Origin of the sequence: Pseudomonas vranovensis, from assembly GCF_040438935.1 — a bacterium.
GTDB lineage: Bacteria > Pseudomonadota > Gammaproteobacteria > Pseudomonadales > Pseudomonadaceae > Aquipseudomonas > Aquipseudomonas vranovensis.
In genome coordinates this window covers 4025743-4037727 of the sequence record NZ_CP159259.1, presented here as the reverse complement: position 1 = coordinate 4037727, position 11985 = coordinate 4025743, and the positions used below count along the sequence as shown (strand labels likewise).

The following is an 11985-nucleotide window of genomic DNA, read 5'->3' as shown; positions in this document are numbered from 1 at the left end:
AGCATTAGGAAAAGGACGTTTCTCATGAAGAAACTGCTTTGTTTGGCTGCTGTTGCAGCCGTTACCCTGGGGCAATCGTTAACCACGCAAGCAGCTGATATCTCGTTTGCAGTTGGGCAAACCGGCGAGTCGACCATGACCTACCGCCTGGGTCTGGAATCGAACTGGGATGCCAGTTGGTGGCAAACTAGCGTAGGTCGGCTTACTGGTTACTGGGATGGCGCCTACACCTATTGGGATGGTGATAAGACGGCAAGTAACCACAGTCTTTCCTTCTCGCCGGTGTTTGTTTACGAGTTCGCCGGTGAGTCGGTCAAACCTTACGTCGAGGTAGGTGTTGGCGTAGCGGCGTTCTCCAGTACCGAGATTGAAAACAACGAACTGGGCACCTCGTTCCAGTTTGAAGACCGTATCGGTTTTGGCCTGCGCTTTACCGGCGGACAGGAAGTCGGCGTGCGTGCCATCCACTATTCCAATGCCGGGATAAAAACGCCTAACGATGGCGTGGAAAGCTACGCCCTGCACTACCGTATGCCGCTGTAGTCCCGCGCTGGCCCTGCGTTGATCGCAGGGCCAGGCGTGTTCAAGGTTCGAAGCCTGGGTGCTGGCGTGCGGCGAGGCTCTTGAACGCCTCCAATGCACGTTGACGACTGCTGCCCAGATCCACGATAGGTGGCGGGTAGTCGTTGCTCGTAAACAGCCCGCCATCCGGTAGCGGGTTATGCACGTATTTCTCGTCGGCATTGGCCAGTTCAGGCAGCCACTGTTTGATAAAACTCCCCCGGCTGTCAAAGCGCCTGGACTGATTGATCGGGTTGAAGATACGAAAGTAAGGCGCAGCATCGGTGCCCGTCGATGCGCTCCACTGCCAGCCGCCGTTGTTGGCCGCGAGATCACCGTCGATCAGGTGACGCATGAAAAACCGCTCGCCTTCACGCCAGTCGATCAACAGGTTCTTGGTCAGGAACATCGCCACGATCATGCGCAGGCGGTTATGCATCCAGCCGGTCGCCAACAACTGGCGCATGGCCGCATCGATGATCGGGATGCCGGTACGGCCTTCTTGCCAAGCCTTCAATTCTTCAGGGGCATGGCGCCACGGCAGGGCTTCGGTGTCCTGGCGGAAGGCACGGTGGCGGGACACTCTGGGGTAGCCGACCAATATGTGCTTGTAGAACTCGCGCCACAGCAACTCGTTGAGCCAGGTTTGCACCCCGCGGTTGCCACTGTCGATCTCGCCCTGATTGTGCGCCAGTGCCTGGTGCAGGCACTGCCTGGGTGAGATCACCCCGGCTGCGAGGTAGGCTGACAGTTGACTGGTACCGGCAACGGCAGGAATGTCTCGCTGGACCTGATAGGCGTCGACAGCGTCCTCGACGAATCGTTGCAGGCGCCGATGGGCTTCTGGTTCGCCAGCAGGCCAGAGGTCACGAAGGCTGTCGGGGGGCGAGGGAAAGCCTGCAACGGCCTCGGGGACCGGATCACTGGCAACGGTCCCCAGGGCCTGGCGCTCTATGGTTCTCTGCAGCGCGGGCAGGCCCAGGTGCAGGCGCTCCAGGCAGACTTTGCGAAACTGGCTGAACACCTGGAAGTAACCGCCATTGCGGGTCAGGATGCTGCCAGGCTTGAACAGCAACTGGTCCAGGTACCGATGCAGCGCAATGCCGGCCTGCGCAAGTACTTGGCCGACAGCCTGGTCTCGGCGAGTTTCGTTGACGCCATACTCTTCGTTCAGGTGCAGTGCCTGTACCCCGTGCTCGCGACATACCTGCAGCAGCACCGCCGGCGCCTGCGCCCAGTGATCGGCCTTGCGGATCAGCAAGGGAATATTCAGTTCAGCCAGCCGCTCGCTCACTTCGTGCACATTGCGTAGCCAGAAGTCTACCTTGCAGGGCGCATCATCATGGGCGTGCCATTGTTGCGGGCTGTACAGCCAGATGGCCAGTGTCGGGCCATGCGCGCAGGCGCGGGCGAGGGCGGTGTTGTCATGTACGCGCAGGTCGCTGCGCAACCAGATCAATTGCATGGTGGTCCTTGGTCAACTGCCTTTGTCGCGGGGCATCAGATGCCGTTGTGCAAGCTCAGGTCCTGGGGGGGCGGTTGCAGGTAGACCTGCTGCAGCACATAGGGATCGGGGTGGCTGCGCAAATGGTGTTTGAGCAGGGTCAGAGGCACCACCAGGGGGATGATGCCGGCGTGGTACTGGTTGATCAGTTGGCGTATTTCCTGCCGATCATCCTGGCTGAGTGCATTGCGCAGGTAGCCACTCAGGTGCTGCAGCACATTGCTGTGGTTGCCGCGGCTGGCGCAGCGGCTCAATGCCTGCATCAGTTGGCTGAAGTAGCGGGGGCCGAGTACCTCGGGGTCGTCGTCGCGAGTCATGCTACCCAGCAGTTTGCCCAACACCTTGTATTGCTGTGGGTGGTTGGCCATCAGTTGGTATTTGTAGCGAGCATGGAAAGCGATCAGCACGCCGCGACTCAGGCCCTCGGCCCGCAACCGCTGCCAGTCGTCATAGGCGTAGACGCGGGTGATGAAGTTTTCGCGCAGTACCGGGTCGCACAAGCGGCCGTCTTCCTCCACCGGCAGATCGGGGCGCCGTGCACAAAAGGCAGCCGCGTACAGGCCGCGTGCCCCTTCGTGTGCCGGGTATCCGTTGGCCTGGTACACCTTGACCCGCTGAAGACCACAGGAAGGCGACTTGTGCATGAAGATATAGCCGCAGATGTCATCCAGTTCGTCGGCCATCTGTTCGCCGTAAGCCTTCAGCGGGCCGGACAGGTCCAGGGTGGGATCACGACGAGTGACAGCGTGCGGGTCATGCGGGTCGCCGACCAGACGAATGGGCTCGCGGGGTACACCCAGGCCAATGGCGACTTCAGGGCAGACTTGTACAAGTTCAAAATGTTCGGCCAGTGTTTCATTGCACAGGCGAGAGGCTTTGTGTCCACCGTTATAGCGCACTGAAGTGCCTGCCAGGCAGGCGCTGACTGCGATTCTGGGTTTGCTGGCAAACGGTGGCGCCTTCATGGCTACGTCCTGAGAAATTGTACAAATTTTATTATTTGTACAAATAACCCCATCATAGAGGCAGACGTGTGCAAGTCAATTGGCGTGCACGGCTTTCGTGCAGGGTGGCCGCAAGGCAGCGGGGCAGCGCAGGTGGCAGCCCCGTGAAGAGGTCATTCCATGTGTTCGAGTAGCCGTCGTGCCGCTTCCTGGCCACTGAGCCAGGCGCCTTCCACACGGCCAGACAAGCACCAGTCGCCGCAGGCATACAGGCCCAGGTCGGCATCGGCCAGGGCGCCCCACTCATGGTTGCCGGCCGGGCGGGCGTACAACCAGCGATGGGCGAGGGAAAAGCTGGGGGCCGGCACAACGCAGCCGACCAATTCGGCGAAATCCCCCCAGAGTTGTTCGATTACATCCTCCTTGCTCAGGTCGATGTGCTGCTTGCTCCAGCTGGAGGTGGCGTGCAGGACCCAGGTGTCCATGTGGGTGTCACGCCCGGGCTTGCTGCGGTTGCAGGCCAGCCAGTCAAGGGAGCTGTCCTGCACGAAGCAACCCTGCATTGGTGTATCGAGCGGGGTATCGAAGCCCATGGCAATGGCCCAGGTCGGGTCCATCTGCACGCCGGCTGCAGTGGCGGCGAGCTTTGGCGTGGCCGCCAGCAGTTGGGTGGCCTGGGGAGCGGGGACCGCAACGATCACCCGGCTGAACGGGCCGTGGCTGCAGCCTTCGGTGTCTTGCAGGTGCCAGTAGTGCTTGCCGCGGAACACTTCGGCGATACGGCAGGTAAAGTTGACGGTCAGGTCCTTGAGCAAGCCGCGGGTAATGGCGCTCATGCGGGGTACGCCGACCCAGCGGGTCTGTTCGTCCGGTGAGGGGCTCAGCACGCCATTGTGGTAGTTGTAGAGCTGGGGCTTCCACTCTGCCACCCAGCCAGCGGCAACCCATTGCTGGACCTGGTCGACGAAGCGTCGATCGCGAGCTGTGAAGTACTGGGCGCCCAGGTCAAGGGCACCGGCATCGCTGCGCTTGCTGGCCATGCGACCACCACTGCCGTGCCCCTTGTCGAACAAGTGGACGGTCTGTCCTGCTTTTTGAAGAGCCTGGGCCGCTGACAGTCCGGCGATACCGGCACCGATAATGGCAATAGGTACACTCATAATGGCCTCTCGAACCTGATGGTTGGACTACGCTGCCGGACAAACCTGTACCGCTCAAGAACCCTGCGCGAGGTGGTTCCGCTCGTTGCGACAGGTTGTCCTATGTTTATCCGAGAGCGATCGGTCAAAAAAGTGCCTTGTTCTTAAAAATAGACCACTGGCGCGCCAAGTGAGGACACAGCCATGCATATATTGCTGACCGGCGGTACGGGGTTGATAGGCCAACAGCTTTGTCAGCACTGGTTGGCCCAAGGGCATCAGCTGACGGTGTGGAGTCGACGCCCCGAACAGGTGGGTAGATTGTGCGGTACCGGTGTGCGCGGCATCGCCCGACTGGATGAATTGGGCGAGGATGAATCGCTGGATGCGGTGATCAATCTGGCTGGTGCGCCCATTGCCGACCGGCCCTGGACGGCACGGCGGCGGGGGCTATTGTGGGGAAGTCGGATCACCCTCACCGAACAGTTGCTGGCCTGGCTTGCGCAGCGACAGCAGCGCCCCGAGGTGCTGATATCGGGCTCTGCGGTGGGCTGGTACGGCGACGCTGGCGAACGTGAGCTGACCGAGGCCTCGCAGCCGGTCAAGGAAGATTTCGCCAGCCAGCTGTGCATTGCCTGGGAAGAAACCGCGCAACGCGCCCAGGCCCTGGGCATACGTGTGGTGCTGGTGCGCACCGGGCTGGTGCTGTCGAGCGAAGGCGGCTTTTTGTCGCGCCTGCGCACACCGTTCAAACTGGGGCTGGGCGGGCCGATCGGGGATGGTCGCCAATGGATGCCGTGGGTCCATATACACGACCAGATCGCCCTGATTGATTTTCTCTTGCAGCAAAAGGACGCCAGCGGTCCTTATAATGCGTGCGCCCCGGAGCCGGTGCGCAACCGTGAGTTCGCCAAGCGTTTGGGGCGAACACTGCATCGGCCGGCAATCCTGCCGCTGCCGGCGCTGGTGCTCAAGGCCGGGTTGGGTGAGTTGTCGACCCTGCTGCTGGGCGGACAGCGGGCGCGACCGGTGCGTTTGCTCGCAGCCGGCTTCACCTTCCGCTTCAATGATTTGCAATCGGCCCTGGATGAGTTGTCCAGTCGCCTCTGAAATAGGACGTTGCATGACGGATCACGCTCTGCTGCTGGTCAACCTGGGGTCGCCGGCCTCCACCTCGGTGGCCGATGTGCGCCGCTACCTCAATCAGTTCCTGATGGATCCCTACGTCATCGACCTGCCGTGGCCCGTGCGGCGCCTGCTGGTGTCGCTGATCCTGATCAAGCGCCCTGAGCAATCGGCCCATGCCTATGCCTCGATCTGGTGGGATGAAGGTTCACCGTTGGTGGTACTGACCCGCCGCCTGCAGGAGGCCATGCGCGAGCAGTGGAACCATGGCCCGGTGGAAATGGCCATGCGTTACGGCGAGCCTTCGTTGCCGACCGTCCTGGCGCGCCTGGCTGCACAGGGCGTGAAGCAGGTCACCCTGGCACCGCTCTACCCACAATTTGCCGACAGCACCGTGACCACGGTGGTCGAGCAGGCGCGCCAGGTGATCGCAGAACAGAAACTGCCGCTGCAAATGCGTGTGCTGCAGCCGTTCTACGACCGCCCGGCGTACATCGATGCGTTGGTGGCCAGTGCCAAACCTTACCTTGAGCAGGACTACGACCATCTGCTGCTGAGCTTCCACGGCCTGCCCGAGCGGCACCTGAAGAAACTCGACCCTACCGGCAGCCACCGCTTCCAGGACCCGGACTGCTGTCGCGATTCCTCGCCTGAGATGCTCGCGGTGTGCTATCGCGGCCAGTGCATCCGTACTGCCCAGGCATTCGCCCGGCAGATGGGGATCCCGGATGGCAAGTGGTCGGTGTCGTTCCAGTCGCGCCTGGGGCGGGCCAAGTGGATCGAACCCTACACCGAGACCCGCCTGGACGAACTGGGCAAGGCGGGCGTGAAGAAGCTCCTGGTGATGTGCCCGGCCTTTGTCGCCGACTGTATCGAGACGCTGGAGGAGATTGGCGATCGCGGTCGCGAGCAGTTTATCGAGGCGGGCGGGGAGGAGTTGGTGCTTGTGCCGTGCCTGAATGATCACCCGCAATGGGTACAGGCGTTGAAGGGGATGTGCGAGCAGGCTTGATGAAATGATCGCGGGGCAAGTCGAGACGTTGCCCCGCGATGCTGTTCAGTCCTGAACCTTGTTCTTCCAGCCGTCATTCCCCGGCAGCAGCAGGTTCAGCGCAATGGCGACCACCGCACACAGGGCAATACCCTTGAGGCCCCAATCATCAGGGCCGGTGCCGGTACCCACCAGCACGCCACCAATACCAAACACCAGCGTTACCGAGACGATCACCAGGTTGCGAGCTTCGCCCAGGTCGATCTTGTGGCGGATCATGGTGTTCATGCCTACCGCCGCGATCGAGCCGAACAGCAGGCACAGGATGCCGCCCATCACCGGCACCGGAATGCTTTGCAGCAGCGCGCCGAACTTGCCGATGAAGGCCAGGGTGATGGCGAAAATCGCCGCCCAGGTCATGATCTTCGGGTTGTAGTTCTTGGTCAGCATCACCGCGCCCGTGACTTCGGCGTAGGTGGTGTTGGGCGGACCGCCGAACAGGCCGGCAGTGGTGGTGGCGATACCGTCGCCAAGCAGGGTGCGATGCAGGCCGGGCTTCTTCAGGTAGTCGCGACCGGTCACGCTACCCACGGCAATGACGCCGCCGATATGCTCGATGGCGGGCGCCAGGGCAACCGGCACGATGAACAGGATTGCCTGCCAGTTGAACGCCGGCGCCGTGAAGTTCGGCAGCGCCAGCCAAGGCGCAGCGGCGATCTTGGCGGTGTCGACGACGCCAAAGTAGAACGACAGACCAAAGCCTACCAGGACACCAGCGATGATCGGCACCAGGCGGAAGATGCCCTTGCCGAACACGGCGACGATCAACGTGGTCAGCAGGGCTGGCATGGAGATCATCATGGCCGTGCTGTAAGGCAGCAGCTCGGTGCCGTCTCCGGCCTTGCCCATGGCCATGTTGGCGGCGATCGGCGCCATGGCCAGGCCAATGGAAATGATCACCGGGCCAATCACCACGGGCGGCAGCAGGCGATCAATAAAGCCTGTGCCCTTGATCTTCACCGCCAGGCCCAAAAAGGTATAGACGAAACCTGCGGCCATGATCCCGCCCATGGTCTCGGCCAGGCCGAACTGGCCTTTGGCGAGAATGATCGGGGTGATGAAGGCAAAGCTTGAAGCCAGGAAGACCGGAACCTGACGGCCGGTCACCACCTGAAACAGCAGAGTTCCCAGGCCCGCAGTGAACAGCGCGACGTTAGGGTCGAGGCCGGTGATCAGCGGCATCAGCACCAAGGCACCAAAGGCGACGAACAGCATCTGCGCGCCAGAGAGGACCTGGCGCCAAAGCGGGTCGTTGAACTCCTGCTGCATGTTCAGGCGTCCTTCTGCTTAGTGCCGAAGATCTTGTCACCGGCATCGCCCAGGCCCGGGATGATGTAGCCGTGTTCATTCAGGCACTCGTCGATCGAGGCGGTGTAGATCTGCACGTCCGGGTGGGCGTTCTCGACCACGGCAATGCCTTCGGGGGCGGCAACCAGCACCATCGCGCGGATGTCCTTGCAGCCGGCTTTCTTCAGCAGGTCGATGGTGGCAACCATCGAGGCGCCGGTGGCCAGCATCGGGTCGATGATCAGGGCCAGGCGCTCGTCGATTTCCGGGGCGAGCTTTTCCAGGTAGGTGTGTGCTTCCAGGGTTTCCTCGTTGCGGGCAACGCCCACGGCGCTGACCTTGGCACCCGGGATCAGGCTGAGCACGCCGTCGAGCATGCCGATGCCGGCACGCAGGATCGGTACTACAGTAATCTTCTTGCCGGCGATTTTCTCGACCTGGACCTTGCCGCACCAACCGTCGATTTCGTAGGTTTCCAGTGGCAGGTCTTTGGTCGCTTCGTAGGTCAGGAGCGTGCCGACTTCCTGGGCGAGTTCGCGAAAGTTCTTGGTGCTGATATCGGCACGGCGCATCAGGCCGAGCTTGTGACGGATCAGCGGGTGGCGGATCTCACGGGTAGGCATAGGGAAAGGCTCCGGGGGGCGGGCAAAAAAACGGCGGTAGATTAATCTATTCAGCCACCTGTGTCCTATAGGCATTCTGGACGTTAGTCCATAAATGCTTGATCTGACGCCCCTGGATGCGTACCTTTGCCCGCTTTTCTCAATTGCTGCCCCTTGGAGAGCGCCATGTCCGCTGATCTCGAGCATATCCGTCAAGTCATGCGAGAGGCTGACTGCCTTTACACCGAAGCCGAAGTCGAGGCCGCCATTGCCCGCGTTGGCGCGCAGATCAGCGACGTGCTCGCCGAGCGCAACCCGGTGGTGTTCTGTGTGATGAACGGTGGCCTGATCTTCGCCGGCAAACTGCTCACTCATTTGCAGTTCCCGCTCGAGTCCTCCTACCTGCACGCCACCCGCTACCGCAATCAGACCAGCGGTGGTGATCTGTTCTGGAAAGCCAAGCCGGAAGTTTCGTTCATCGACCGCGACGTACTGATCATCGATGACATTCTTGACGAGGGTCATACCCTCAGTGCCATTATCGACTTCTGCAAGCATGCTGGTGCCCGCGCCGTGCATACCGCCGTACTGATCGACAAGGACCACGACCGCAAGGCCAGCGCCCAACTCAAGGCCGACTTCTGCGGCCTGAGCTGCGTCGACCGCTATGTGTTCGGCTATGGCATGGACTACAAGGGTTACTGGCGCAACGCCAACGGTATCTTTGCCGTAAAAGGACTCTGACTCATGCGCCAGCCCGGTTTTCTCGATCAATCGTTGTTTTCCGAGCTGGCAGCCGATTCGGCGGCCAACCCCCGTGGTCGCCAGCATCACAACTTCCACGAGATGGAAGAGCCTTGCCACCGCATGGCGGTGGGGCTGCAGCCTTCCACCTACATCCCGCCGCATCGGCACCTGTCGGCCGACAAGGCCGAGTGCCTGATCGTGCTGCGCGGCAAGCTGGGCCTGTTGATCTTCGATGAGCAGGGTGCGGTGCTCGACAAGCGGGTGCTCGAGGCCGGTGGCGATTGCCTGGGTGTCGACTTGGCGCCGGGTACCTTTCATGGCCTGGTGGTGCTGGAAGCGGACAGCGTGATGTTCGAGTGCAAGTCCGGCCCTTATCGCCCCGTCGGCGACGGTGAACTGGCCGGTTGGGCGCCTCGTGAAGGTGAACCGGGCGTGGCCGAGTACCAGGCCTGGATGCGCGCGCAGTTCGCCTGAGATCACTGCAGGAGCGGCGGTGCGACGGCTCGACATGCTCGCGACTGTGGTCTATCAGCCACATCGCATCGCGGGGCAAGCCCGCTCCCACAATCTGCTAAAGTGCCAGGCCGCCCCAAGGAGCCTGCCATGCGTGCGATTGCCCCTCTTCTTCTGCTGTTGAGCATGCCTCTGGCTGCTGCCCCCCTGCACAATCAGTTCCTGCCGCCGGATGACTTGTCCCTGCGCCAGGAAGCCGCCGAGACCCAGCAACTGCTGCAAGTCACCAGTTACTCGGTAGTGGTCGGCAACCAGCGCCAGTCCAACCAGCAACCCATTCCGGTGACAGCGCCGTTGACGCTGCGCCTCAAGGGCAAGCCGTTGAGCAAGGGGGCCACCCTGAGCCAGGTGTTGATCAGCTTCGACGGCGAAAGCAAAAGCCTGAAAAAGCCGGTGTTCGACGAAAAGAGCAAAGTCCTGAACCTGAACTACCCACTCAGCCAGTACCAGGTGATCCTCGACTTGCTGCGCAACGACACCGTCTATGTACAGTTCCTCAGCTATTCCAATGGCCATGTCTGGGCCGATCTGCACACCGGGGCCGTACGTGCGCGTTGAGCGCCGGGGCTAGGCAGGGGTAAACTGCCGGCCCGTGAAAATGTCCGTGATGGTTCAGTTGGAGTCGGTAATGCGTAAAGACAAAAAGCAAGTGATTGGGGATGAGATCAGCGACGAGTACGTCAAATCCTTCCTGCAGTACGAGCCGGCTGATGCGACTTCGCCTTCGCTGCACAAGCTGGTCAAGGCCTATCGTGGTCTGCGCATCGATGACTTCGAGCGCTTTGTCGGCTTCTTCGTCGAGGCCGGGCTGGACCTGGACCTGGACGGCAAGGACGAGCACGGCCAGACCTTCGTCGATCAGATCCGCGACCAGCGCAATGGCGCCGAGTACATCGAGATCATCGGCAAAGCCCGTGGTTGATTGAACCGCGCCCATAAAAAAACGCCCCGAAGGGCGTTTTTTTATGCCGGTGCGTTACGCGTAGTTTTGCGCAGGGCTGTTTTCGACCAGGCCCAGGACCTCGTCGTTGTGCGCGCTGATCTTGTGGTACAGCGCAGCATCGGCGGCCAGGACCTTTTCCCGGGCCGGGAAAATTTCCTTGAGCTTGGCAGCCCAGGCACCCTTGGTTTGCTCAGGGAAGCAGCGCTCGATCAGGTCCAGCATGATCGACACCGTTACCGAGGCGCCCGGGGAGGCACCGAGCAGGGCGGCGAGGGTACCGTCCTTGGCGGCCACCAGTTCGGTACCGAACTGCAGGATGCCACCTTTCTTCGGGTCTTTCTTGATGATCTGCACACGCTGACCGGCCACTTCCAGGCGCCAGTCCTCGGCTTTGGCCTCGGGGTAGAAGCGACGCAGCGAATCAAGACGCTGTTCCATCGACTGCATCACTTCGCTCACCAGGTATTTGGTCAGGTCCATGTTGTCGCGGGCCACAGCCAGCATCGGGCCGATGTTGCCCATGCGTACCGACAGCGGCAGGTCGAGGAACGAGCCGTGCTTGAGGAACTTGGTGGTGAAGCCTGCGTAAGGACCGAACAGCAGGGAGGTCTTGCCGTCGACGACGCGGGTGTCCAGGTGTGGCACCGACATCGGCGGCGAGCCGACGGCTGCCTGACTGTAGACCTTGGCCTGGTGCTTCTTGACCACTTCCGGGTTGTCGCAACGCAGCCACTGGCCGCTGACCGGGAAGCCGCCGAAGCCTTTGCTTTCTTCGATACCCGAGGCTTGCAGCAGCGGCAGTGCCGCGCCACCGGCGCCGAGGAACACGAAGCGGGCGTCGACTTCACGGCTGCTGCCGCTGTTGACGTCCTTGATGCTGACAGTCCAGCCGCTGCCGTTTCGGCGCAGGCCGGTAACACGCTTGCAGTACTTGACCTGGGCATCCGGCGCGTTGGCCAGGTGCTTGAGCAGCTTGTTGGTCAAGGCGCCGAAGTTGACGTCGGTGCCTTTCATGACGCGGGTGGCGGCGATTTTCTGGTCGGCAGGGCGACCCGGCATCATCAGCGGCATCCACTCGCTCATCAGCGCTTTGTCTTCGGTGTACTCCATCTCGGAGAAGGCATGGTGCTGTTTGAGCAGCTCGAAGCGCTTCTTCAGGAAGCTCACGCCTTTGTCACCTTCGACGTAGCTCAGGTGCGGCACAGGGTTGATGAACGCCCGTGGCGAGCTGAATGCGCCTTTCTTGCTCAGGTAGGCCCAGAACTGCCGGGAAACCTCGAACTGGGTGTTGATGTGCACCGCTTTCTTGATGTCGATGCTGCCGTCGGCGGCCTGCGGCGTGTAGTTCAGTTCACACAGCCCGGCATGGCCGGTCCCGGCGTTGTTCCACGGGTTGGAACTTTCCGCGGCACCCGAATCCATCAACTCGACGACTTCCAGCTTGATTGCCGGGTCGAGTTCCTTGAGCAGTACGGCCAGGGTGGCACTCATGATGCCTGCCCCTACCAGTACTACATCGACTGCTTCGTTCTGCGCCATTAACGCGTCTCCAAAATCTACAGCACCAAA

Annotated in this window: 13 protein-coding genes; 7 read left to right on the top strand and 6 right to left on the bottom strand. The window is 61.5% G+C overall.

The features are described 5' to 3' along the window. The first annotated feature begins 24 nt into the window (after positions 1-24). Positions 25-543, top strand: a complete 519-nt coding sequence (locus ABVN19_RS18860; RefSeq protein ID WP_028944101.1) for an acyloxyacyl hydrolase — start codon at positions 25-27, stop codon at positions 541-543. Between the two features lie 40 nt (positions 544-583). On the opposite strand, the gene phrB is transcribed toward ABVN19_RS18860, so the two are convergent. From phrB to ABVN19_RS18845, 3 genes are all read right to left on the bottom strand, one after another. Continuing rightward, entirely contained in the window at positions 584-2026 is a 1443-nt protein-coding gene (gene phrB / locus ABVN19_RS18855) for a deoxyribodipyrimidine photo-lyase (protein ID WP_105641642.1), read from the bottom strand. Positions 2027-2061: 35 nt separating this feature from the next. After that, positions 2062-3030 (bottom strand): DUF523 and DUF1722 domain-containing protein, encoded by a 969-nt coding sequence (locus ABVN19_RS18850; protein ID WP_105641641.1) that lies wholly within the window; start codon positions 3028-3030, stop codon positions 2062-2064. A 152-nt stretch (positions 3031-3182) separates the two neighbouring features. Then, complete coding sequence (locus ABVN19_RS18845) at positions 3183-4169, bottom strand: NAD(P)/FAD-dependent oxidoreductase (RefSeq protein ID WP_028944104.1); 987 nt, start codon at positions 4167-4169, stop codon at positions 3183-3185. Between the two features lie 183 nt (positions 4170-4352). On the opposite strand from ABVN19_RS18845, the gene ABVN19_RS18840 reads away from it, so the two are divergent. Together ABVN19_RS18840 and hemH are read left to right on the top strand one after the other, a co-directional pair. Beyond that, positions 4353-5258 (top strand): TIGR01777 family oxidoreductase, encoded by a 906-nt coding sequence (locus ABVN19_RS18840; protein ID WP_028944105.1) that lies wholly within the window; start codon positions 4353-4355, stop codon positions 5256-5258. 13 nt (positions 5259-5271) lie between these two features. After that, a complete protein-coding gene (gene hemH / locus ABVN19_RS18835; protein ID WP_028944106.1) occupies positions 5272-6285 on the top strand; it encodes a ferrochelatase in 1014 nt (337 codons plus the stop codon). 45 nt (positions 6286-6330) lie between these two features. Here hemH and ABVN19_RS18830 read toward each other — a convergent pair whose 3' ends face one another. Together ABVN19_RS18830 and upp are read right to left on the bottom strand one after the other, a co-directional pair. Beyond that, on the bottom strand, positions 6331-7593 hold the full coding sequence (locus ABVN19_RS18830) for a uracil-xanthine permease family protein (RefSeq protein WP_028944107.1): 1263 nt from the start codon (positions 7591-7593) through the stop codon (positions 6331-6333). A gap of 2 nt (positions 7594-7595) precedes the next feature. Beyond that, positions 7596-8234, bottom strand: a complete 639-nt coding sequence (gene upp, locus ABVN19_RS18825; protein ID WP_028944108.1) for a uracil phosphoribosyltransferase — start codon at positions 8232-8234, stop codon at positions 7596-7598. 165 nt (positions 8235-8399) lie between these two features. Here upp and ABVN19_RS18820 point away from each other — a divergent pair, with 165 nt between their 5' ends. From ABVN19_RS18820 to ABVN19_RS18805, 4 genes are all read left to right on the top strand, one after another. Beyond that, a complete protein-coding gene (locus tag ABVN19_RS18820; protein ID WP_028944109.1) occupies positions 8400-8957 on the top strand; it encodes a hypoxanthine-guanine phosphoribosyltransferase in 558 nt (185 codons plus the stop codon). 3 nt (positions 8958-8960) lie between these two features. Next, complete coding sequence (locus ABVN19_RS18815; protein WP_028944110.1) at positions 8961-9434, top strand: WbuC family cupin fold metalloprotein; 474 nt, start codon at positions 8961-8963, stop codon at positions 9432-9434. 129 nt (positions 9435-9563) lie between these two features. Next, the gene (locus ABVN19_RS18810) at positions 9564-10031 is read left to right on the top strand and encodes a hypothetical protein (RefSeq protein ID WP_028944111.1); all 468 of its coding nucleotides are present in this window, start codon (positions 9564-9566) and stop codon (positions 10029-10031) included. 70 nt (positions 10032-10101) lie between these two features. Continuing rightward, a complete protein-coding gene (locus ABVN19_RS18805) occupies positions 10102-10395 on the top strand; it encodes a PA4642 family protein (RefSeq protein ID WP_105641640.1) in 294 nt (97 codons plus the stop codon). 54 nt (positions 10396-10449) lie between these two features. On the opposite strand, the gene mqo is transcribed toward ABVN19_RS18805, so the two are convergent. Further along, a complete protein-coding gene (mqo, locus tag ABVN19_RS18800; RefSeq protein WP_028944113.1) occupies positions 10450-11955 on the bottom strand; it encodes a malate dehydrogenase (quinone) in 1506 nt (501 codons plus the stop codon). Positions 11956-11985: the final 30 nt, after the last annotated feature.